23 protein-coding genes are annotated in these 23,163 nt (G+C 56.4%); 13 read left to right on the top strand and 10 right to left on the bottom strand.

The window, feature by feature from the left end; translation table 11 throughout:
* Positions 1–67 precede the first annotated feature (67 nt).
* The gene (locus K6L24_RS15755; RefSeq protein WP_062745186.1) at positions 68–1,093 is read left to right on the top strand and encodes a LacI family DNA-binding transcriptional regulator; all 1,026 of its coding nucleotides are present in this window, start codon (positions 68–70) and stop codon (positions 1,091–1,093) included.
* Here the strand turns inward: K6L24_RS15755 and K6L24_RS15750 are convergent.
* From K6L24_RS15750 to K6L24_RS15730, 5 genes are all read right to left on the bottom strand, one after another.
* Complete coding sequence (locus K6L24_RS15750) at positions 1,090–1,944, bottom strand: alpha/beta hydrolase (RefSeq protein ID WP_161975946.1); 855 nt, start codon at positions 1,942–1,944, stop codon at positions 1,090–1,092. The genes K6L24_RS15755 and K6L24_RS15750 overlap by 4 nt on opposite strands.
* Positions 1,941–2,381 (bottom strand): ApeP family dehydratase, encoded by a 441-nt coding sequence (locus K6L24_RS15745; RefSeq protein ID WP_222681638.1) that lies wholly within the window; start codon positions 2,379–2,381, stop codon positions 1,941–1,943. Before K6L24_RS15745 ends, K6L24_RS15750 begins: the two co-directional genes overlap by 4 nt.
* A 27-nt stretch (positions 2,382–2,408) precedes the next feature.
* Positions 2,409–2,666 carry a phosphopantetheine-binding protein gene (locus K6L24_RS15740; protein ID WP_062745192.1) on the bottom strand — a complete coding sequence of 86 codons (258 nt, stop codon included), beginning with the start codon at positions 2,664–2,666 and terminating at the stop codon, positions 2,409–2,411.
* Positions 2,667–2,769: 103 nt separating this feature from the next.
* Complete coding sequence (locus K6L24_RS15735; RefSeq protein WP_137268678.1) at positions 2,770–4,281, bottom strand: phytoene desaturase family protein; 1,512 nt, start codon at positions 4,279–4,281, stop codon at positions 2,770–2,772.
* Positions 4,282–4,283: 2 nt separating this feature from the next.
* Positions 4,284–5,501, bottom strand: a complete 1,218-nt coding sequence (locus K6L24_RS15730) for a beta-ketoacyl-[acyl-carrier-protein] synthase family protein (protein WP_062745197.1) — start codon at positions 5,499–5,501, stop codon at positions 4,284–4,286.
* A 366-nt stretch (positions 5,502–5,867) separates the two neighbouring features.
* On the opposite strand from K6L24_RS15730, the gene fabG reads away from it, so the two are divergent.
* Positions 5,868–6,626, top strand: a complete 759-nt coding sequence (fabG, locus tag K6L24_RS15725) for a 3-oxoacyl-ACP reductase FabG (protein ID WP_187510016.1) — start codon at positions 5,868–5,870, stop codon at positions 6,624–6,626.
* On the opposite strand, the gene K6L24_RS15720 is transcribed toward fabG, so the two are convergent.
* Positions 6,612–7,112 (bottom strand): acyl-CoA thioesterase, encoded by a 501-nt coding sequence (locus K6L24_RS15720; protein WP_137268676.1) that lies wholly within the window; start codon positions 7,110–7,112, stop codon positions 6,612–6,614. The genes fabG and K6L24_RS15720 overlap by 15 nt on opposite strands.
* Entirely contained in the window at positions 7,090–7,491 is a 402-nt protein-coding gene (locus tag K6L24_RS15715; RefSeq protein ID WP_137268675.1) for an ApeI family dehydratase, read from the bottom strand. The genes K6L24_RS15720 and K6L24_RS15715 overlap by 23 nt, the downstream gene beginning before the upstream one ends.
* Before the next feature lie 490 nt (positions 7,492–7,981).
* Here K6L24_RS15715 and K6L24_RS15710 point away from each other — a divergent pair, with 490 nt between their 5' ends.
* From K6L24_RS15710 to K6L24_RS15700, 3 genes are all read left to right on the top strand, one after another.
* A complete protein-coding gene (locus K6L24_RS15710; protein ID WP_062745205.1) occupies positions 7,982–8,707 on the top strand; it encodes a gluconate 2-dehydrogenase subunit 3 family protein in 726 nt (241 codons plus the stop codon).
* Between the two features lie 102 nt (positions 8,708–8,809).
* Positions 8,810–10,579 carry a GMC family oxidoreductase gene (locus K6L24_RS15705; protein ID WP_118664488.1) on the top strand — a complete coding sequence of 590 codons (1,770 nt, stop codon included), beginning with the start codon at positions 8,810–8,812 and terminating at the stop codon, positions 10,577–10,579.
* Positions 10,580–10,583: 4 nt separating this feature from the next.
* Positions 10,584–11,840, top strand: coding sequence for a c-type cytochrome (locus K6L24_RS15700; protein WP_413453365.1), 1,257 nt, complete (start codon positions 10,584–10,586; stop codon positions 11,838–11,840).
* Between the two features lie 136 nt (positions 11,841–11,976).
* On the opposite strand, the gene K6L24_RS15695 is transcribed toward K6L24_RS15700, so the two are convergent.
* The gene (locus K6L24_RS15695; RefSeq protein WP_062745212.1) at positions 11,977–12,156 is read right to left on the bottom strand and encodes a hypothetical protein; all 180 of its coding nucleotides are present in this window, start codon (positions 12,154–12,156) and stop codon (positions 11,977–11,979) included.
* 129 nt (positions 12,157–12,285) lie between these two features.
* Here K6L24_RS15695 and K6L24_RS15690 point away from each other — a divergent pair, with 129 nt between their 5' ends.
* The 8 genes from K6L24_RS15690 to K6L24_RS15655 all read left to right on the top strand — a co-directional run bounded on the left by K6L24_RS15690 (position 12,286) and on the right by K6L24_RS15655 (position 21,261).
* Positions 12,286–12,717: an OsmC family protein gene (locus K6L24_RS15690; RefSeq protein WP_062745214.1), complete on the top strand. Its 432-nt coding sequence runs from the start codon at positions 12,286–12,288 to the stop codon at positions 12,715–12,717.
* 167 nt (positions 12,718–12,884) lie between these two features.
* Positions 12,885–13,301, top strand: a complete 417-nt coding sequence (locus tag K6L24_RS15685) for an RcnB family protein (protein ID WP_062745216.1) — start codon at positions 12,885–12,887, stop codon at positions 13,299–13,301.
* Positions 13,302–13,506: 205 nt separating this feature from the next.
* Positions 13,507–14,409 carry a homocysteine S-methyltransferase family protein gene (locus tag K6L24_RS15680; protein WP_118664486.1) on the top strand — a complete coding sequence of 301 codons (903 nt, stop codon included), beginning with the start codon at positions 13,507–13,509 and terminating at the stop codon, positions 14,407–14,409.
* A gap of 60 nt (positions 14,410–14,469) precedes the next feature.
* Positions 14,470–16,014 (top strand): ABC transporter substrate-binding protein, encoded by a 1,545-nt coding sequence (locus tag K6L24_RS15675; protein ID WP_222681637.1) that lies wholly within the window; start codon positions 14,470–14,472, stop codon positions 16,012–16,014.
* A gap of 6 nt (positions 16,015–16,020) precedes the next feature.
* The gene (locus tag K6L24_RS15670) at positions 16,021–17,010 is read left to right on the top strand and encodes an ABC transporter permease (protein ID WP_222681636.1); all 990 of its coding nucleotides are present in this window, start codon (positions 16,021–16,023) and stop codon (positions 17,008–17,010) included.
* 70 nt (positions 17,011–17,080) lie between these two features.
* Entirely contained in the window at positions 17,081–17,890 is an 810-nt protein-coding gene (locus K6L24_RS15665) for an ABC transporter permease (RefSeq protein WP_062745384.1), read from the top strand.
* 3 nt (positions 17,891–17,893) lie between these two features.
* Entirely contained in the window at positions 17,894–19,480 is a 1,587-nt protein-coding gene (locus K6L24_RS15660) for an ABC transporter ATP-binding protein (protein ID WP_191927249.1), read from the top strand.
* A gap of 125 nt (positions 19,481–19,605) precedes the next feature.
* Complete coding sequence (locus tag K6L24_RS15655) at positions 19,606–21,261, top strand: methyl-accepting chemotaxis protein (protein WP_222681635.1); 1,656 nt, start codon at positions 19,606–19,608, stop codon at positions 21,259–21,261.
* Positions 21,262–21,406: 145 nt separating this feature from the next.
* On the opposite strand, the gene K6L24_RS15650 is transcribed toward K6L24_RS15655, so the two are convergent.
* Positions 21,407–22,549 carry an iron-containing alcohol dehydrogenase gene (locus tag K6L24_RS15650; protein ID WP_062745386.1) on the bottom strand — a complete coding sequence of 381 codons (1,143 nt, stop codon included), beginning with the start codon at positions 22,547–22,549 and terminating at the stop codon, positions 21,407–21,409.
* 19 nt (positions 22,550–22,568) lie between these two features.
* Complete coding sequence (locus tag K6L24_RS15645) at positions 22,569–22,952, bottom strand: hypothetical protein (protein ID WP_062745234.1); 384 nt, start codon at positions 22,950–22,952, stop codon at positions 22,569–22,571.
* Positions 22,953–23,163 lie beyond the last annotated feature (211 nt).

Here is a 23,163-nt window from a genome sequence, read left to right as displayed (position 1 = left end):
TCCCTGTTTCACCGCAGGGTTTTATGCCAAAATGATAGCGCAAACATTTTAGCCGTCGGGGGAGCAGATGCAAAATTGTGATGAGGGACGTGAGGCGGCTGTCAGTAAAAATCCCACGCTGGAGGATGTTGCGCGCGTAGCCGGGTTCTCTCCGATGACCGTCAGCCGGGCGATTAACAAGCCGCAGGTGGTGCGGCCGGCGACAGTGGCCCGGGTGATGGAGGCCATTCAGGCGACGGGCTACATTCCCAATATGCTGGCGGGGGGACTGGCTTCAAAGCGCAGCCGTCTGATCGCGGTGGTGGTGCCGCAGATTAATAACAGCATGTTTGTCGATACGGTACAGGCTATCAGCGATCGCCTGGCGCAGCGCGGCTATCACATGTTGCTGTGCGTCACCGGCTACTCCTCTGATAACGAGGCCTCCATCGTGGCCACTATTCTTTCGCGACGTCCCGATGGCATGGTGCTGACCGGTATTCACCACAGCCCCGAGTTGAGAAAAACTATTCTGAACACTGGCCTGCCGGTCGTAGAGATCTGGGATCTGACGCCGACGCCACTGGATATGCTGGTGGGCTTCTCTCATGAGAAGATCGGCACGCAACTGGGACACTACTGCCTGCAAAAAGGCTATCTCAATCTTGGACTGGTTTGGGCGGGCGATCGGCGTGCGCTGCAGCGGCGTAAAGGGCTCTCTGATGTGATGCAGGGCCAGCCGGGTTGCCGCATACGCGGCGTCAATGCGCCGGTACCCACCTCACTTGATGCCGGCCGGCAGGGCATGCGCCAGTTGCTGGCCCGGGGTGAACGGTTTGACGCCATTCTCTGCAGCTCAGATACCCTGGCGCAGGGGGTGATCATGGAAGCGGAGGCGTGCGGGCTTCCCGTCCCCGCGAAGCTGGCGGTCATTGGTTTTGGTGACCTTGCCTTCGCGGCAGCGAACCGGCCGTCGATCACCACGATAGCGATTGATCGGGTAAAAATGGGGGAGGACGCAGCCACCCTGCTGGCGGATAAAATTGAAGGCCAGCGCCCGCAGGAGCCGGTCGTTGACCTTGGTTTTCAGCTTATTGTGCGGAACTCGGGCTAGTGGTTATCTGGTGGAATGCTTTTTCGGGCACACTTTGCCAGTGCGTTGCGCTCCGCTTTATTCAACTGCCGATGAAAGAAGCGAGCGGTGGCATCGGCGACCTGATGACGCTCCTGATCGACAGTGACCAGATGGTAACTCTGCTCCAGCTGTAGCAAAACGGTTTCACCGGCATAATGACGCTGTACATAGTGAGAGTTGCTGATATCCGACAGGTCGTCCTCACGGCCGTGGACCAGCAGCGCGGGTACTTTTACCTGTGGCATCACTTTTTTGGCTGCGCCGGCAATACGCAGCAGTTCGCGTAATATGACGCCGGGGGTATTGGTGTGCCCGGCGGCTGAACTGTCGCCGCTCTCCAGTTTGAGCAGAATTCGCTCGCGCAATTCCTCGTTTTTAATCCCATAGGGAAACGCCTCCCTGAAGTGATAGTGGTTGCGAAACAGCGGAATCGACAGCAGCACGGGCAGCATGAAAGAGAACGATGAAACCGCCCAGCCGTTACATTTCAGCGTGATAGCGTAGAGCGCCAGCCCGCGCAGGTCGTGAAACTGGTGAGCCAGTAAAATAGCCATTGCCGCACCAACCGAAAGCCCGCCAGCAAATACCTGATATCCTTCTGCTCTCAGTCGCTGATACTCAGCAGCGATGGCGGCCATCCACTGGTGTCGATCGCTGCTGAGGAGTGCATGGATATCGTGACAGTGACCCGGCAGTAGAGGAATTGAAACCGTAAAGCCATAACGACGTAAACGCAGTGCGACTGAGTCCATCTCTTTTGGTGTCCCGGTCAGACCGTGGATCAGCAGAACGGCAATGCTGCTTCCCTGATGAAAAATCGCGTTGTTCATGGCGTGACCTGCCCCCCTGGTTTTTCTGCCTGATAGAAGACTTTCAGTTCGCCGCTGGCCAACAGGCATTCATTGCAGTCGATATGGAAATTCAGCAGGCTGATGCCTGCGATCTCCCCGCTGATGGAGACGTAAATCATCAGTGTCTGATTCACCGTAGCGTCTTCAAACACCTGAAAGTGACTGACGCCGCCAAGTAGCGCAGTGACATTGGTTTGTTCCTCACCGGCTATGCCTTTCAGACCACAGGCCGCCTGAGCGGCCAGTTCAATAAATCCGCTGCGGTCGAGAGTGGTGTTGTTATTCAGCAACCGGTGCTGCGGATGCAGCGTGACGCAGGCGATGACCTTCTGTGAGGTTGCATCCAGCAGGGTATCAATACAGCACATCCCTCCACGATGCGGGACTACCTCTCTGGCAGGCAGGGGAAATTTCATACTGCTTGTCTCGCTTGTCGGGGCCACTCAGGCCGCCTGTGCTTCAATGGTTCTGAGAATGAAATTCTGCAATTCACCCAGGGTTTGAATCGTCACCAGTTCGGTATTTTTACCGATTTTAATGGCGAACATCTTCTCAAAACTGACCACCATATCTACCGCATCCAGGCTGTCCATTCCGAGGTCTTCATACAGCCTGGCCTCCGGGATCAGATCACTTTTTTCCAGTTCAAAATCCTCAATCAGGACCTGATTGATTTTTTCTTTCAGTAGCGCTTTATCCATTTAAGTATTCCTCATAGTGATGCTGGATTGGGTGTTATCTCATACGTAATGCGTATTGACGTGCTTCGCCGGCGTGGCGATAACCGGTGGCTTGCCGGGCTCGCTAACGGCATAAACTCACGCCACGGAGCAGGTTCTGATGCCCAAGCAGGTATCCACAGGCCAGGAAAGAGGAAATGACAGCACCGAGCACCCCCGGTCCGGTTACCGCTTGTCCGGCAAGATACAACCCCGGCAGACGTGTGGTAGGTGACGGATTAAACTGCGTCATATCATGTGCAGCCCCATACATACCGGTATGGGGGGTATGCAGATATTTCTGCAGGGTTACAGGTGTGGCACCGTCGATCACGCGCAGCGAATCGAGTTCAGGCAGGGCCTGACGCAGTGACCGGGTCAGCTCAGACAGACGACGTTTTTTAAGCGCCCGATAGGCTGCCGGGCGTTTGCCTTCGCCGGTACCGTAGAAGGAACGATATTCACTGTCACCACAGGGAATGACCGCCACATAATCCGCGGTCTGATGCGCTCTGCTGCGGTTGAGCACCGACGGACCCGGCATCACATAGAACGGCCCCTCATCCCCGCGATGCTGCGGCATAAATGCCTGTTCAAATGGACGGTCGTGACGGCAGTAAAGCAGGTTTTTTTTGTCCAGCAGGGGCGGTGGCTGTTGGCGATCGCCACTCAGGTACAACAGGTGCGCAGATATCCCGTCGTATAAGTTATTCAGGCGATGGCAGGCTGCCGGGCGTAGCGCATTTTCCGGTAAAATATCAGGCAGATAATGCGGATGTCCGGTATAGATTACTGCTGAGCTGGCGATTGACTCACCGTTACTTAACTCAACGTGACACAGTGCGCCATCAGGACGGCAGTGTATTTTCCTGACGCTGTGGCCGCAGTGCAGCGTCACGTTCTCCTCTTTCATCCGTTGTTCAAAGGCTTGTACCAGCGAGGATCCGCCCCGGGAGAAGGTACGTACCCCGTTAAAATGGCTGCCGGCGACGCGGGCATGTTGCAGAAAAGAGACACTATCCGGACTCACGCCATGATACAGACAGGGCACTGCCAGAATGGTTTGCAGGTAATGATTTTGCGTAAAACCGGCAATGAAATCTTTCAGCGAGACATGCCACTGTGGATTATTGTTGGGCTGGTGAGTGAGCGAACCCTGCAGTGAGTGAAATGACGAGGTATTGTAGGCGCGCCGGACTTCCGCCATATAGCCACAGATACCGGCCTTTTCTGCCGGAAAATCAGCGCACATGCCGGCGACCATGGCATCAAATCCCACTGGCAGAAAATACTGGCGGCCATCAGAAAAGCGCACGGTTTCAAAGTGATTCTGATCAAAGTCGACACATTGCAGGTGCTGTAACCCAAGATAACGCAGGTAAGCGCTCAGAATACCGTCTGCTGACAGCTCTCCGACGAAGTGAACGCCGCTGTCAAAATAGACGCGGCTCTTCAGAAAACCGCGCATCGTTACACCCACCTGCCGGGCGCGTTCCACTAACGAAACCTGATAACCATGCATGGCCAGCAGGAGTGCAGAAGCCATGCCGGAAGCACCCGCACCAATCACCACAGCGGTAGGTTGAGTCTTTTTCATGGTCAGAAACCTATCACCAGACTGGCATTGGTGCCGCCAAACCCGGCAGCGTTGCACAGTGCATGGTGGACAGGCTGCTGGCGCGTTTCGGTAATCACATCCAGCTGCTCTGAGGCTTCATCCGGCCCGTCAAAGTTGATATTTGCTGCCATAAACCCCTGGCTGGCCATCAGGCAACTGTATACGACCTGTGCGGCACCACTCATCCACAGCTCATGCCCGGTCATGGATTTAGTCGAGGACACCGGAACCCCTTTCGGTCCGAAAATATGAAGAATATTAGCGGCTTCCATGCTGTCTCCCACCGGCGTCGAGGTGGCGTGTGCGCAAATATAGGAGATGTCACGTGGCTGCAGGCGGGCGTTGTTCAGCGCCATACTCATGGCACGACCCAGGCCGGTGGGGCTGGGGGCGACAATATTTTCACCGTCTGAGGAGAAACCGTAACCGAGGACTTCCCCCCAGATCGGCGCATTGCGCTTACGGGCGAGATCATAACGCTCCAGTACCAGCGCAGCGGCCCCTCCGCCCGGCACCAGCCCGTCACGGCTTTTGGCAAAGGGACGGCTGGCCGCCTGAGGGGTGGCCATACGCGTGGAAAAGGCACCAAGCCCGTCAAAGCTACACATGGATTGCCAGTTAATTTCCTGTGCTCCGCCACATATGACGCGATCCTGACGTCCCAGCATGATCATATCCGCGGCCTGACCTATTGCATGCCCGCTACTGGCGCATGCTCCGCTAATGGTCCAGCTGGCGCCCTGGGTGCCTAAAATTGCGTTAAGGTTCATGGTGATGGTGGAGGTCATCGAACGGAATACCAGCCCGCTGCCAAGTCTGGTGGTGCTGAGCGTCTCCCTGAGACGGTCGGTCTGCTCAATAGCGGCTAACGTGCTGGAATCACAGCCAAAAATTAAGCCAGTGCGATCGTTGTGAATATCCTGAAGCGCCAGGCCTGAATCGGCCAGGGCACACATTGCCGCCTCGGCCGCCCATTCGGCAAAGAGAGGCAAAGACTTCCGTTGTTTTCTACTGAGCGGATGCTGCCAGGTAAACTCCCTGATGGCTGAGGTCAGGGAAGAGAGAAAGCCCATTTCTGTGCGCAGCGGATCGTTAATAATGCCGGAACGCCCTTTAAATAAGGCGTCGGTCACTTCCTCCGTTGATGTACCGATACTGGAGATAATACCTAAACCTGTAATTGCAACCCGATGTAACATAATGACCCTTAATTTATTTATTTCACGTTTTGATGCCGTCAACGTCTTATATGTGGCATCTGTTGATTATTTTTTTGGGGAGCCTTGTCTGTTTGCTGGGATGATAATCCGTCAGTGATTTTTATTTGTGATAAATAAAGGGTTGGGTTTATTTTATTTTTCTTAGGATCTTTTTGCATTTACTGTTATTAGTTTTTATTTTTGATTGTGGGTGCTTATTTTATTTCTGTTTTTATCAGGTGGATTTACCTGTTGAAACAGGTGTGTTGTTTCTTATGAAATAGTGTAATTGTTTATCAATGCGATCATTAAAATGAATAATTTAAGGTAGTTTATCGTCGTGGTTTAATAAAAGGAGATAAGAGAATGGAGAGGCGTGCAATATTACCGGTCCGGGACGGGGAAATAGCACTGGTCACCGGCGCCAGTAAAGGGATTGGTGCAGCAATAGCGCGCCGGCTGGCGAGCGAAGGTTTTATACTGTGGGTGAATTATCTCTGCGATCGTGCTGCCGCCGAACATGTTCAGGCCGATATTCAGGCGGCAGGGGGGCAGTGTCTGCTGTTACCGTTCGATGTCGCCGATCACGCCCAGTGTCAGGAGGTGCTGGTACCGTTAATCGAACAGGGTCAGGTGCCTTCTGTGCTGGTAAATAATGCAGGTTTTGCCAGAGACAGCCTGCTGGCTATGATGCCGGAAGAAGACTGGCAGCGAGTACTGGCTGTTCATCTGGGCGGTTTCTTTAACGTCACCTCACCGATTGTGGCGGCGATGCTGCGGAAAAAACGCGGGCGCATCATCACTATTGCTTCCACCTCTGGAGAGACGGGTGTTGCCGGCCAGGTGAACTACTCGGCAGCGAAGGCCGGGCTTATCGGTGCCACCCGTTCACTTGCCGTCGAACTGGGGCGGCGCAATATTCTGGTCAATGCGGTGACCCCGGGATTTATCGCAACAGAAATGATCGCCGGGCTACCGATGGATAACCTTGTTGCCAGCATCCCGCTGCGTCGCACCGGGCAGCCCGAAGAGGTGGCTTCTGTCGTCAGTTTCCTGGCGTCTGATGATGCCAGTTACATCACCGGGCAGGTGATTGGCGTTAACGGGGGGTTATTTACCGGCTGATAAGGTCTGCAATAATCCACTCTTCCAGCGCTGGCAAAATGCGGCATAAAAGGCGGGTTGTTCGACGAAATACATCCCGCCTGGCAGCGTAAACATCTGTACGGTGTAGCCACGAGCCACCATTTTATGGTGCGGTACGCTGAATATCTGATAAGACATATTCATGCGTGCTGCTTCACACCAGTGCAGTCGGGCAATGATCCGGCAGCGTTCAGCGAAAGCCAGCGGTGAATGATAGTCCACGAACATCTGTTTGACCGGCGCGGGGGTGCGTTCACGACACAGCGTGGAGTATCCTATGCCAAAGTGTTCGCCCAGCGCGACACGAGCATCCTCAAAATAGCTGGCATAATGCCCATGCCAGACCACATGAATCGAGTCTACTTCTTCAAAACGGCTAACGCGCTCTACCGCAAATTCCAGCGGATAAGGACAGGGCGAACCATCAAGGCACGGCTTGTTTTTAAACCAGGGATAACGCTTCATGCTTGTTCCTTTGCGGCTGCAATGAAAATGTTAAAAGGGAACAGATCTGATTATTTGCGCTAACCTCAGCCTGGAAATGATGACTGCCTGACTGGTGTACCTTTACCGTTATTTTTTCTTGCGGTTTTATGGAACAAATAAATTTACAGCGCTTAATGTGCTGAATGACGTCGCTGCCCCCCTGAATGGCGGTGAAGCGAGCCAGCGAGATTTGCACAACCCCGGGTAATAACGGATTACCGGGAAAATGCCCCTCGAAGCCACTAAATTCATACGGGAAAGAAAAATAACCTGTAATCTCCTGCTTTTCCTGAGAGGACACGAGAATAGAAAACGGCTGAATAATATAGCGGGGGAATTCATCAAATATACCTGGCATCGGCATCTCACAAAATGACCTGTTGAAGCTCTCGATGCTACTGAATGCCTGCAGGGGATATTTTGCGTGAAATGGGATCGGGACAGATCGCTGCCAGTAAAAGCAGCTTTTCCCTGACATGAGCATGAAAGGTCAAGGCTGAAATCCTGTCATTCGCTCATCCTTAAACAAGAATTCTTTAACTTTATTACCATGCGTGATTATATTTTTTGCAATTTAATTATGCCCGTATTGCACGCGACCTGCATTCCGTCTGGATAAAATTTCCGCTAAATGCGCCACTTTAATCCCTGCAGTTCATGATGGCATTGTTATGAAATGTTAGGGGAAACACCTGATCTTAACTTTAAATATTAATACTTCAATTTTTACATTTTGACATCTTTGTATGGTTAAGATTGCGGCAATGTAAACAGATAAAAACAGTTCTTTAACCTTAATGACATCCGCTGCGCGGATGCCATTTTCTGAGTGTGTGAGAGTCGTAAAAATGCTCCTTCAAAAAGAAACCACCCGCCGTAAGTTCTTACTCGGGTCGCTGTTGGCATTGCCGTTGGGTGAGATGGTCTTTAAGGGACTGACTGCCGCCCAGGCTGCCGAAATGGCCGCCCCGGAACTGGCAGACTACCAGCCGATCTTCTTCAGCAGTGATGAATGGCAGTTTATTCTGGCCGCTTGTGACAGCCTGATCCCCGCCGGAGGGAAAGGCAAAGCTCCGGGGGCACTGGAAACGAATGTGCCGATTTTTATCGACCAGCAGATGCATACCGATCTGGGTGATGAGATCTATATGAAAGGGCCGTTTAATCCCCAGGCACCGGCCACCATGGGTTACCAGATCCCCTTCCGTCCGCAGCAAATCTACAAGACCGGCATCAAACTGACTCATCAGTGGTGCCTGCAGCACCATCAGAAGCCTTTCCATCAGCTTAACCAGCAGGATAAAGACAGCGTCCTGACCCAGCTGCAAAAAAACGATATCCACTTCGCCGACCTCGGTGAGCCTGACCTGAAAGCCTCCCAGTTCTTCAGCGGTCTGCTTTCCGATGCCAAACATGGCTATCTCTCTGACCCGATGTACGGCGGCAATAAAGGGATGAAAGCCTGGATCGCCATTGGCTTCCCCGGCGCACGGGCCAGCTATCTGGAATGGGTGAAACAGCACAACATCCCGTATCCCTTAGGCCCGGTCAGCATTAAGGGCGAACGCGCCTGAGTTTGCTGAGTGTCTGTCCGTTTTTTTGTCAATGACACCCCACGACTTCGCGCTGCCGCTAAGACGCCTGCACGCGAACGATAAGGGTTGATAGGGTTAAATATGTCACAAATTAATAAAGAAGAAGTCGACGTTGTTGTTGTCGGCCTGGGATGGGCTGGCTCGCTGATGAGTATTGAGCTGGCGATGGCCGGGCTGAAAGTCCGCGCGCTGGAGCGCGGTGCCGATCGGGGTTACGAAGAGTTCGCCTACCCGAAACCGGCGGATGAATATGCCTATGCGGTGCGTAACAAAGTGATGGCCACCCCGGCCGAAGCGGCGGTGACCGTGCGTTACAACATGAGCCAGACCGCACTGCCGACCCGTAAATGGGGTGCATTCTGCCCGGGTAACGGTGTGGGCGGTTCCGGACTGCACTGGACGGCGGTGCTGATCCGTCCAACGCCAACCGATCTCAAGCTGAAAACTTACGCTGACCAGGCCTACGGCCCGGGTGTGCTGCAGGACGACATGCGCATTATGGACTTCCCGTTCAGTTGGGAAGAGATCGAACCCTATTACGAGAAGTTTGAGATGATCTGCGGGCAGTCCGGCCTGACCGGCAACCTGCGCGGCCAGATCCTCGAAGGTGGCGATCCGTTTGAGGGGCCGCGCGCGAATCCGTTCCCGCTGCCTCCGCTGGACGATACGCTGAATAATACGATGTTTGTAAAGGCGGCGAAAAAGCTGGGTTATCACCCGTTCCCTAACCCGTCAGCCTGTGTATCCCGTGCCTGGACTAACCCGTACGGCAACCAGATTGCCCCCTGCAACTACTGCGGCTACTGCAGTAAGTATCCCTGCCTGAATTATTCCAAAGCCTCACCACAGACGGCGGTTATGGATGCCCTGAAGCGGATGGATAACTTCTCCTATGAAGTCCACGCCAACGTGATGAAAGTGGTGCTGCACGAGGATAAGAAAACCGCGAAAGGGGTTATCTACATCGACAAAGATGGCAACGAGTGCTTCCAGCCGGCGAAAATCGTCATTCTGAGCAGCTTCCAGTTCTGCAACGTGCGCCTGATGCTGCTGTCTGGCATTGGTAAGCCCTATAACCCGATCACGGAAGACGGGGTGATTGGCCGCAACTACGCTTTCCTCAGCAACGGTGGCGCCACGCTGTTCTTTAAAGATAAAAACTTTAACCCGTTTGCTACCGCCGGGGCGACCGGACAGATGTTTAACGATATCTCGCCGGGCAACTTTGACGGCCCGGGGCTGGGCTTTATTGGTGGTGCCAAGATCCACAGTTCACAGGCCACCGGGACGCCGATCAGCACCGCGCTGCCGAAAGGCACCCCTGCCTGGGGAACGGGCTGGAAAGAGGGGATGGAAGAGTGGTACGGCCATTCAATGAAGATCAGCATTACCACCACCTGCATGTCGTATCGTGATATTTATCTCGATCTTGATCCGAACTACACCGATGACTATGGCTACCCGCTGCTGCGCATGACTTTCGACTGGAAACAGAACGAACTGAAATTACAGCAACACCTGAAAGGCATCGTCAGCGATATTACCAAAGAGCTGAATCCGGACAGTTACAGTGAAAGTTTCCTGCCCATGGATGCCCACTTTGACCTGACCAAATACGTGTCAACCCACAACGTCGGTGGCGCGGTGATGGGGGACAATCCGCAGACCTCAGCGCTGAATAAATATCTGCAAAGCTGGGATGTGCATAACGTCTTTGTGCCGGGCGGCAACGCCTTCCCGCAGAACTTCCAGGCGAACCCGACCGATACCATCGGTGCCATTACCCTGATGGCCGCGCAGGCGATCAAAGAGATCTACCTGAAAAACCCCGGCCCGATGGTGCAGGCATAAGGAGATGACGATGATGAAATTTAAACGGTTGCTGGTTGCCAACGCCGTGCTGCTGGCGGGGGCGTTTGCTGCGTCAGCACAGGCTGACGACAGCCTGGTGAAGCAGGGGGAATATATTTCGCGCCTGGGCGACTGCGGTGCCTGCCATACGGTGCCGGGTAAACCGGCATTCTCCGGTGGGCTGGCGATCGAATCCAGTCTGGGCACGATTTACTCCACAAATATTACCCCGGATAAACAGCACGGTATCGGTGACTATACCGAGCAGCAGTTCTCCGATGCGGTGCGTAAAGGCGTGCTGCCGGATGGTACCCGCCTGTATCCGGCCATGCCGTACCCGGATTACGCTAAAATCTCCGATGCGGATATGCATGCGCTGTACGCCTATTTTATGCAGGGCGTAAAGCCCAGCGCCGAACAGCCACCGGAAACGGATCTCAGTTTCCCGTTCAGCCAGCGCTGGGGTATGCGTTTCTGGAACTGGGCTTTTGCCAGTGATAAGCCGTTCCAGCCGATTGGTGGTGCTACGGCAGAGGTGAATCGCGGGGCTTACCTGGTGGAAAGCCTGGGCCACTGTGGCAGTTGCCACACGCCGCGCGGTATCGGTATGAATGAGAAAGCACTCGACAGCAGCGACAGCACGTTCCTCTCCGGCGGCAATCTGAATGGCTGGGAAGTTCCGTCGCTGCGGGGCCTGCCAAAATGGACCGAACAGGAAACCGTGGATTATCTGGCTACCGGGCGTAATGACAAAGCCGCGGTAGGCGGGGAGATGACCTCGGTGATTGAGCACAGCACGTCGTGGATGACGGAAGCGGATTTGAAAGCAATCGCGGCTTACCTGAAGTTTACCGGCGGCCAGCCGGCGGTGCCGTCCTCAGACCGGACGGTGAGTGCCACCGAAGCGAAGCTGACGGCGGCAAAAAACCTGACCACCGGCGAGCGTCTCTATCTGGATAACTGTGGGGCCTGCCACTTCGTCACCGGAAAGGGCGCGCCGCGTATCTTCCCGGAGCTGGACCAGGGCACACTCGTTAATGCCGGTGATCCGACTGGCCTGATCCACACCATTCTCGCCGGGGCGCAGCAGCCCTCTACGGCTAAAGCGCCGTCCACATTGGTGATGCCGGGCTTCGCCAGCCGTCTGAGCGATGAGGAGGTGGCGCAGCTGGCGACCTTTATTCGTCAGGGCTGGAGTAACAAGGCGGATGCGGTGAGCGCAGGACAGGTGAAAGAGGTGAGGGAGAGTCTGAAGAAATAGCCCGTACCGGTTATTTTATTGCACGCTCTTTTGAAAACAGATGCGGTTTACCCCGCGATACGCCGCGGGTAATTGTTCCGGCTATTCATCAGCGGGCGACCTTGTCACGGTCGCCCCTTTTGATTAATGAACGATCTCAGCAGACGCCGAAATCGCCCTCTTCATGATAAAGATTGACCGAATCAGCGGCTACCGCGACCTCTTTTTTCTCCGCATCATTCACCCTGGCGCAATACAATGTTGAGCCATCGACGCGCAGCACCTGCATTTTGGGGCCGCCGGTTTTGGACTGTACAAAATCATCTGGTTTAAACATGGTCTTCTCCTGACAGGGGGACTGACAGTGTCTGTCAGCCTGGAATATTCTGCAAGTTAGCGATTTCTCCGCAGTCTCTGGCACGGTGTCTATACTGGTAGCTGATGTTAAATAACCGGAGGATAAACAATGACCATTCATAAGAAAGGACAGGCGCACTGGGAAGGCAATATCAAGCAGGGTAAAGGCACCATCTCAACCGAGAGTGGGGCACTCAGCCAGCAGCCTTATGGTTTTAACACGCGCTTTGAAGGCAAAGCCGGTACCAACCCGGAAGAACTGATTGGGGCGGCGCATGCTGCCTGTTTCTCCATGGCGCTCTCGCTGATGCTGGGCGATGCCGGCCATACGGCGGAAAGCATTGATACCACTGCCGATGTGTCACTGGATAAGGTAGATGGCGGATTTGCCATCACCAAAGTGGCCCTGCAAAGTAAGGTGAAACTTCCGGGCATTGAGAAAGCCGCGTTTGATACCATCATTCAGCAGGCGAAAGCCGGTTGCCCGGTGTCAAAACTGCTCAGTGCTGAGATCACCCTCGACTACCAGCTGGAAAACTAAGCCTGACCGGGCGGGCTCAGCGGGCAGGGTAAGGATTGCGTTAAGATGGTGAAAAAAAAGCGCTAACCGGTGGGTTTTAGGAGTTCGTGAGATAGGGAAGTGTTGCAGTATCCCCGATATTTGTTGTGCGGCAGTGAGCAGGCCGTGAGCAACCCGAGGATACCAATATGAAAAAAACAACACTGACTTTACTGATTAGCCTTTTCACAGCAAGCACTCTTTTTTCCACTCTTTCCTTTGCCGATGGCCCGGGTCGCGGTCCTGATCCCCAGTGGCAGCAGGATCGCGGACAGGATCACCGCGGTCACGCTGACCGTCATGACGATCGTGACGATCGCCGTCACGGTGGCCCGCAGGAGCGCGATCATTTTGCCTGGAACGGGCATGACTTCCGTCGCGGACACCCGGCCCCGGAACGCTTCCGTGGAGACGATTATCGCGTGGATGACTGGCGCGATCGCGGGCTGTATGAACCGCCCCACGGCGCGCACTGGGCCTATGTTGATGGCAACTACGTGCTGATTGCCGCCGCGACGGGGGTGATCACCGCGATCCTGTTGGGCAATTTATCAGGTCTCCATTAATGCACTCCCGCCGGTGGCATCCCGCCACCGGCAATCTGCCTTACCCTGTTTCTTTCTGAGCGCAGTTCCCCCCAACCTATCGTCTGCAATGATTATCCTCTGCCAATATTAACTATCCCGCATTTCGCCTTATAGACGTCTGGACATGTAGCCATCGATTTGTGTAGCATGGAGCAATTAGACAAATCTGAACAGGAACAGGCCAATGACGCAGCATATTAAGATCCTCGATGGCGGAATGGGGCGCGAATTGGCCCGTGTGGGAGCGCCCTTCCGTCAGCCTGAATGGTCAGCGCTGGCCCTGTATGAGGCACCCGAACGCGTGCGGGAAGTCCATGACAGCTATGTGGCTGCCGGCGCTGGCACGCTCACTACCAACAGTTATGCCGTCGTGCCTTTCCATATTGGTGACGAACGCTTTGCCGCGGATGGCCAGCGCCTGGCCGCGCTGGCGGGACAGCTGGCGCGGCAGGCGGCCGATGCTGCTGCCCACCCGGTTCAGGTCGCGGGTAGCCTGCCACCGGCTCTGGGCTCTTACCGCCCCGACCTGTTTGAAGCCGGACGCGCGCTGGAGATCCACCGCGTGCTGGTGGAGGCTCAGACCCCGTATGTGGATGTCTGGCTGGGGGAAACCCTCAGCTCCATTGCAGAAGCCGACGCCATACAGCAGGCCGTGGCGGGCCAGCCTCAGCCTCTGTGGCTGTCATTTAGCTTACATGATGACCCTGATCATCCCCGGCCTGCCAGCACCCTGCGATCCGGGGAAAGCATTGACGCTGCCGTGTCCAGCGCGGTGGCGTTAGGGGCTGCCAACATTCTGTTTAACTGCAGTCACCCTGAAGTGATGCTGTCAGCAATAGAGCAGGCGACAGCAACCCTGCAGCGTCTGGGATCGTCTGCGGGGATTGGGGTGTATGCGAATGCGTTTGAGCATGGCAGTAACGGCGGCGGCGCGAACGAAGGCCTGAGTGGTTTGCGCAAAGATACGCATCCGGAAGGTTATCTGCACTGGGCGCAGGAGTGGGTGGCTGCCGGGGCGACGCTGGTTGGCGGCTGCTGCGGTATTGGCCCGGAGCATATTCAACGTCTGGCATCAGCACTGAAGTAAACACTCGATCTTCAACCGCGTTGGCGGAAAACAACAATAAAAATCAGGAAACACAACATCATGAATCGTCGCGACTTTATCAAAACTACCGGGGCTCTCTCTGTCGCCGCAGCCTGTTCCAGCCTGCCGCTGCACTCTCTCTGGGCGGCGGAAACTGTGCCCGCGACGCCAAAAAAAGGCGGCCACCTGATTGTGGGCATGGATAACGGATCCAGTACCGACCGTCTTGACCCGGCGTTCTGGTTTGAATCCTATATGTACTTTGTCGGCTCCCAGTTGTTCAACTGCCTGGCTGAAGTCGATGAAAACGGAAAAATCACCCCATCTCTGGCCGAGCGTTGGGAGACCAGCGACGGCAGCAGAACCTGGGTGCTGACGATTCGCCAGGGCGTACAGTTTCATGATGGTCGCAGCCTGACGGCAAAAGATGTGGTCTATTCGCTCAATCATCATCGCGATGAAAAATCCAGCTCCTCAGTGAAAGGCTATCTGGAACCGGTGGTATCCCTGGAAGCCACGGCACCCCATCAGGTGACGATTAAGCTGAAAGAGCCGAACGTCGAATTTATTGCGCTGCTGAGTGATGTCCACTTTGCCATCACTGCGGAGAATGAGAGTTTTGATAAAGGGATCGGCACCGGGGCATTTATTCTGGAAAGCTTTAAGCCCGGCGTGCGTGCCCTGGTGAAGCGCAACCCGAACCACTGGAACCCGGCCCGTGGGCACGTGGATTCGGTTGAAACGCTGGCGATGAGTGACTCCACGGCGCGTGTTGCGGCCCTTGCCAGCGGCTCTGCACATCTGATTAACCGTGTGAATCCGCGTATTGTTGACCGCCTGAAAAATATGCCGTCCATCCGGCTGCTGCGCTCGCGCGACAGCCAGATTTTCACCTTCCCGGGCCTGGCAACCGCGGCACCGTTTAACGCCCTGGACGGTCGTCTGGCGCTGAAATATGCCATCGATCGCGAACAGATGATCAAAACTGTGCTCGGCGGTTACGGTACGGTGGCAAACGATAACCCGATCTTCCCCTCCAGCCCGTACTTTGCCAACGATATTCCACAGCGTCCTTATGATCCGGAAAAAGCCAAATATCACTGGCAGAAAACCGGCTTCAGTGGCCCTCTGGTGTTATCTGTCGCTGAAGCGGGCTTCCCGGGGGCTGTGGATGCCGGACAGCTCTATCAGAATTCCGCTGAGCGGGCGGGCATCCCACTGAAGGTCGAACGCGTGCCGGACGATGCGTTCTGGGATAATGTCTGGATGAAAAAGCCGTTTGTCTCGTCCAACTGGTCGCTGCGCCCGACGGCAGATGCGCTCCTGTCGCTGGTCTTCACCAGTAATGCCCCATGGAATGAGTCACAGTGGAAGGATCCGGCGTTTGACCAGTTGGTCACAGCCGCACGCGGCGAACAGGACGAGCAGAAACGCCGCCAGATCTACCACGATATCCAGGTGATGCTGGTGGAGAAGGGCAGCGAAATTATCCCGCTGTATGCTGATGCACTGGATGCAGCCAGCAGTAAAATTCAGGGCTTTGTGGCCATTCCGGGCTTTACCATGAGCGGTAACCGCGCGGCAGAAAAAGTGTGGTTTGCATAAGCGCTGATGAGTGAACTCCGTGAACGTCGGGGGAAGGGCCACTTTCCCCTGTTAAAACTGACCGGCCAGCGTCTGCTGGCGGGCGTGGTGATGCTGTGGCTGGTGTCGATACTGATTTTCGCCGGTATTCAACTGCTGCCGGGCAATGCGGCGACGGCCATCCTTGGCCAGTCCGCGACGCCGCAGGCGGTGGCGGCACTGAATCAGCAACTGGGGCTGGATCAGCCGGCGGTAAGCCGCTATCTCAGTTGGCTGGGCGGGGTACTGCGCGGCGATTTCGGCCACAGTTTTACCAGCCGGGAAGCAATAGCGCCGGTGCTGCTGGACCGTCTGGCCAATACGCTGTCGCTGGCCTTTTTCACCGCCATCGTCGCGGTGCCGCTGGCACTGACGATTGGCTTTGTCTCGGCGCGCTATCAGGGAAGCTGGATTGACCGTCTGCTGAACCTGTTTACCCGCGCGGCGGTGTCGCTGCCGGAATTCTTTTCGGGGTATCTGCTGATCCTGGTTTTCTCCATTACCCTGTTCTGGCTGCCCAGTAACAGCAGCGTTGCCGACGGTATGTCGCCCGGCGACAGGCTGCTGGCGATAGCCCTGCCGTGCATGACGCTGATCTTTGCCATTCTCGGCCATATGAGCAATATGACGCGGGCCGCGCTGGTCAGCGCGCAGAATGCGGCCTATGTCGACACTGCACTGATGAAAGGGCTGTCGCCCTCTGCCATTCTGTTCCGCCATGTCCTGCCCAACACCTGGGGGCCGATTATCAACGTGATTGTGCTGAATCTCGCCTGGCTGATGGTGGGCGTGGTGATCGTCGAAAACGTCTTTGTTTATCCCGGCCTCGGCCAGTACATGGTGGACAGCATCAGCAAGCGCGATATTCCGGTGATCCAGGACTGTGCACTGCTGCTGGCCGGTATTTATATTCTGCTGAATCTGCTGGCCGACCTGGTCACTTTGCTGGCCAACCCGCGCCTGCGCCACAGCCGCTAACCGATAGCGATGCTTTATCCCCTGCGGGTGCTGAAACAGGCCGGCGGGGTTTGACAAGGAACTGATGTGGATGTTTAGGCTGAAACTTGCTGTGCTTCCCGGTGCCACCGCACTGGTGTTGTTTGTTCTGGTCGCGCTGCTGGCACCGTGGCTGGCTCCCTATGCGCCCGGCGAGGTAGTGGGCAGTGCCTGGAGCGGTGTGACCCCCGAAAACTGGCTGGGTACGGATAATCTCGGGCGCGATCTGCTGTCACGCCTGATCTGGGGGACACGGACCTCACTCAGCGTCAGCGCGGTGGCCACGCTGCTGGCGTTTTCCATCGGCACGTCGCTGGGTTTTCTGGCCGGTTATTACCGGGGCTGGGTTGACCAGCTCATCTCCCGACTCAACGATATTCTGATGGCCATTCCCACGCTGATCCTGGCGCTGGTCGTGCTGGCAATGTTGCCGAAGACCATCCCGGTGATTGTCGCCGTACTGGGAATTCTGGAGTCGACCCGCGTGCTGCGCGTGGCGCGATCCCTGGCGCTGGATATTGCCGCTCAGGAGTTTATTGAAGTTGCCCGCCTGCGCGGTGAGCGCCTTGGCTGGGTACTGTGGCGCGAAATTTTGCCGAATGCCTTTACCACGCTGGTGGCCGAATTTGCCCTGCGCTTTATCTTTATCCTGCTGTTTCTTTCGGCGCTGTCATTCCTCGGGCTGGGCATTCAGCCACCGACCGCCGACTGGGGCGGGCTGGCGCGTGATAATAAAGACGGCATCCTGTTTGGCGTATGGGCGGCCCTGATCCCCGGCGCAGCCATTGCCGTGCTGGCGCTGGCGTTAAACAGCGTTGCAGACTGGCTGTTAAGCCAGCATAGCCGTAGCTGGCAGGAGTAGAATATGAACGAACAGCCGCTGTTAAGCGTGGAAAAACTGCGTGTCACCGCCGGTCATGCCGTGCTGGTGGACGATATCACCTTTACCCTGCGCAAAGGTGAGGTACTGGGACTGATTGGGGAGTCTGGGGCCGGCAAGTCGACGATCGGTCAGGCGGTGCTCGGCCACTTTCGTCATGGCATGACCCTGAGCGGCGGGCAGATCCACTTTGCCGGGCAGACGCTCACCGGACTGTCTGAGCGTCAGTGGCGCAGGATCCGCGGGGCTAAAATTGCTTATGTGGCGCAGTCGGCCAGCGCCGCGTTTAACCCGGCGAAAAAAATCGGCGAACAGGTGATTGAAAGTGCCCTCCGCCACCGGGTCTTTAACCGGCAGACCGCTATCCGCCGCGCCGTAGAGATCTTTGCCCAGCTGCAGCTACCGCAGCCGGAGGCCTTTTTCCATCGTTACCCACACCAGGTGTCCGGCGGTCAGCTTCAGCGGGCGATGATCGCGATGGCCATCTGCGCCGGGCCGGAGCTGATTGTTTTTGATGAACCCACCACCGCGCTGGATGTCACCACCCAGCTGGAAGTGCTGAAGGCCATCCAGCAGGTTATCCGGTTAACTGGTGTGGCCGCGCTGTATATCAGCCACGATCTGGCGGTGGTCGCCCAGCTCAGTCAGCGCATTATGGTGCTGCGGCACGGCCGTGAGGTGGAAAGTGGAGAGACGGCGACCCTGCTGGCAGAGCCTGCCGAAGCCTACACCCGCGATCTGTTACACAGCCACGGTGAACCGCATGAGCCACGCAGTGCGACACTGCCGCTGCTCAGCGCGCGCGATATCAGTATCCACTATCACGATGACCCGGTGATCCACGCGGTATCGCTGGCGGTCGGGCGCGGGCGCACGCTGGCGCTGATCGGCGAGTCCGGGGCGGGCAAGTCCACGCTTGGCCGGGCGGTCTGCGGGCTGGTGTCCCCGTCTGAGGGCGAGATCACCTTTAACGGCCAGCGATTGCCGCCGCAGTTACGCCAGCGTTCGCGGCAGCAGATGCAGCAGGTGCAGATGATCCATCAGCACCCTGATACGGCGCTGAATCCGCGTCTGACCATCGGGCTGCAGATCGAGCGGGCCATGGTCTGCCTGACGGGACTCTCCGCGCCGCAGCGTGAGGCCAGGGTGACGGAACTGCTGGAAAAAGTCGGACTGTCACCGCTGTTTGCCGGGCGCTATCCGCACGCGCTTTCCGGGGGACAAAAACAGCGCGTCTGCATCGCCCGTGCGCTGGCGGTAGAACCGTCGCTTATCGTCTGCGATGAACCGACCTCGGCCCTCGATCCGCTGGTCGGACGCGACGTGCTGGCACTGCTGAAAAAGTTACAGGCAGAAACCGGGGTGTCGCTGCTGTTTATCACCCACGATCTGCACGTGGTGAGGGCAGTGGCGGATGAGGTCATGGTGCTGCGTCACGGTCGGGTGGTGCGACAGGGACGGCTGGAGCAGGTGTTCACTGATCCGCTGGATGATTACACCGCCCGGCTGCTGCGCTCCGTACCGGAAATGCGGCCAGGCTGGTTAGCGGAGGTCAGCACGCCCGTTACCTGACAGCAGAAAATAAATATGAAAGAAACCGGGAATGGATAAAGTTACGCCGCTGAATGACCGATAACCCTGCTTTGATGGCCGACTCAGATCGGCCAGAACATCTGCACATCTTCAGGGGATTCAGCATGACCATTACCAAAAGGCTGTTCGTCATTTTCACCTTACTGGCGCTGTCGTTAATCGCGCTGTCAGCGTATTCCCTCTCGGCATTAAGCGGCTTCCAGTCGCGCTTTGAGTTTGTGCAGGTTAACGCCATTCCCAGCATCAAAGATCTGGATAAAACTATCGGTGCTGCCAGTGAGCTGCGTCTGGCGCTGTATGAGCATCAGAGTGAAAACGACAGCAGCAAACAGCCTGCAGTTGAGACTAAAATTGAGCAGATTATCGGCCAGTTAAAAAACCTGACCGATTACTATCTGGCCAATGATATTTCCAGCGATACGGATCGCGCTATGACGCAGGATGCGCTGAACAGCATTACGCTGATTCAGGCTGCTCTGCCAGAATTTATCACTGCGTCTCGTTCGCATGACGACGCCCGTTCGCTGCCGCTGCTGCAGGGTGAAAGCGGGGTGGGGGCTGCCGTCCGTAAGTTATCAGCAGGCCTGCAGGCTCAGATCCAACTGAATATCGATGCCAGTAATGAGCTGCGTCGGGAGAATACGGAGATCTACGGCAACGTGTTCTGGGGGGTAATGATTTTCTCCGGCATGGCGATTATCGTGCTGGGTCTGCTGGCCATCAAAACCATCTTCAGCGTGCGTAACAGCCTGAACGGTATGCAGAACCTGATGGTGCTGGTCAGCGAGTCGCTTGATCTCAGCAAGCAGGCAGATGCCACGCGCAACGACGAAATTGGTAAAACGGCCGCCGCGTTTAACAGCCTGATGGCCCGCGTCTCCGGCGTGCTGGGGTCGGTAACTTCTTCCGCCCAGTCGGTCAGTTCTGCCTCAACCCAGATTGCTGCGGGTAATGAAGATCTGTCGGCGCGTACTGAAGAGCAGGCGGCCTCTCTGGAGCAGACCTCAGCCAGTATCAGTACCCTTAACGATACGGTGAAACAGAGCGCTGAAAATGCCCGTCAGGCCAGTTCGCTCGCCAGCACCGCTAATGACCTGTCTGTCCACAGCGGTAATGCTGTCGCGGCGATGGTCGGTACAATGGAAAAAATTAAAACCAGCTCCAGCAAAATCTCTGATATCACCGGGCTGATCGAAGGCATCGCCTTCCAGACCAATATTCTGGCACTGAACGCGGCGGTAGAAGCTGCCCGTGCCGGGGAGCAGGGGCGCGGTTTTGCAGTGGTCGCCAGCGAAGTGCGCAACCTGGCGCAGCGCTCGTCCACGGCGGCACGTGAAATCAAAGATCTGATTGCCACCTCGGCGCAGCTGGTGGAAAGCGGTTCGGTGCAGGCAGCAGACGTGGGTGAGAATATGGCGAAAGTGCAGGGGTCAATTCGTCAGGTTGCCGATATTGTCGGGGAAATGGCGGCTGCCACCACGGAACAGAGCCAGGGTATCGAACAGGTGCATCTGGCGATTGGTCAGATGGATACGGTGACCCAGCAGAACGCCGCACTGGTGGAAGAAGCTTCAGCGGCCTCGCAGTCGTTGCAGGAGCAGGCATCCACACTGAATCAGCTGGTATCGGCATTCCGTCTTCAGGCCGACCGCCGCGTTCCGGTGGAGCTGGCAGCGAAGAAAGTTCCGGCCATTGCACCGGCAGCACGGCTGGCAAAACCGGCCGCCGCTGCGGTAGACGATAACTGGAGCTCCTTCTAAACCGGACGGGCTGACCGGCGCAGCAGGAAACACAGGAGGCCGATCGCGGTAGCGGTCCGCCCTTTTGCCTTACCTGCTGACGGTCACTCTGTCTGCCTACTGACGCCGTGGCTGCGGGGTGTTTCAGACCCGCACCACCCGACGTTTATGCTTCCACGCAGAAGGCCTGTTCCAGCAGCCAGCGCTGTTGATCCCTGCTCCAGCTCACCAGGCTGTTCTTGCTGTTAGATCGCGCCAGGATCCAGTCGGTATCTCCGGCGCTCAGGGCGGGGGGCGACTGCCAGAAGGGCATGATCGCATTGGCGGTCAGCCAGCTGGCGAGCCGTAACGCCGGCGAGCCCTCTGGCCGGGAAAACAGCGCAGCATCCAGCTGTTGCATCAGTACGACCTGCTGAGGGTGATCGCTTTCACTCAGCATCTGCAGGAACGGCAGCAGCAGGCGGCCACACACTTCCCCATGATGGTAATCCCGGATAGCACCCAGCTCGCCGGCAATGCCGTGGATCACCCCCAGCCCGGCCATACTCAGGCTCTGACCACCCAGCCACGACGCCATCATCATCTGTTCCCGCGCCTCATCTCCCGCTGCGTCATCCCGGTTAAAGGCCGCCCAGCCGCGCATAAAGGCCTGCATTCCGCTGATGGCCGTCTGACGGGTAAAGGCATTACCGCTGTTGGAGAGATAGGCTTCGAACAGATGGGTAAAGGCGTCGATCCCGCAGCAGGCCAGCACGCGGTCAGAGGCCCCGCGCAGCAGGTCCGGGTCGAGCACGGCCACCGGCGGTACGAAGTTCGCATGACGCAGCGAAGCCTTCACATTCAGTGTGGTTTTATCGGTGATCACCGCATTTTGCGTGACCTCGCTACCGGTTCCGGCGGTGGTCGGGACGGCAATCAGCGGCAGCGTGGCCCCGCTGACGGCGGTATCGCCCACTTTTTCCAGATAGCGCAGGGTTGGCAGCGGATGCTGACTCAGGGCGGCCACAGCTTTTGCTGCGTCCAGTACGCTTCCGCCACCAATGGCCAGCACCCGCGCGGCCTTGCCCCGCCAGCGGGCTACCCAGGCGTCAATCTCGTCCGGGGAGGCTTCATGGCTGACCCGCTCAATGCCACACAGCAGCGGCTCCAGCTCGGCCTTCATCTGCTGCCAGGCACTGCCGTTAAGAAACGACTGCCCGCAAAACAGCACGGTTGGCAGCGCCGGATCCTTCAGCAGGGGGATCAGCTGTTGCACGCTCCCACGGCCAAAAAAGGTGTGTCGGTTGGTAATCAGTTGACGGATGGACATCAGCAGAAGCACTCGCAGGTTAAGGGCAGGTAAAGGTGATTGCCTGGTCGGTCGGGGCGTTAATGACAGCGAAACGGTGATCGGAAATACGCTGTGCCAGCCAGCCATCCGCCGTGGTCGCGGAAGGAATATAGCGCTGGCGATCGCTGGACAGCAGCGGGCCGCTGTCGAGTTGACGATCCGGCAGGGCAACCGAGAAGGAGTTGAAACGATCAATAATCATTGCCTGAACGCTGCCACGGGGCTGGCCGCTGAGGGTCTGAATGTCGCCACTGCATTCACGGCCCTGATAACCGGATGAGCAGCCGTTAAGCAACAGCAGCAGCGCCGACGCCAGTAGAGTGCGCATCATCGTCTGCGGTAAGGGGAAATGCGGTAACGGCCAGCGTCCTGAAAACGGCATAGTACATCCTGTTGGTTGAGGTTCCACATAGGGTGTTATGCGAATGATTATAGCCCGGCGTCTCATCGCCGTCATGGTGTTGTCATGCCTTAACTGAGAGTTAGCGTTCACTATCTCTGCACGACTGCGTTTTCAATACCCCCTCACTTTGTAACGTTAAAGTGAATCAATTTAGTTAAACCGTTAACAATAGTTCGCAAGCAAATTAATG

It is taken from the genome of Erwinia persicina (genome assembly GCF_019844095.1).
Lineage (GTDB): Bacteria > Pseudomonadota > Gammaproteobacteria > Enterobacterales > Enterobacteriaceae > Erwinia > Erwinia persicina.
Note: the sequence above shows the minus strand (reverse complement) of the source record. Positions and strands in the feature narration are given on the sequence as shown.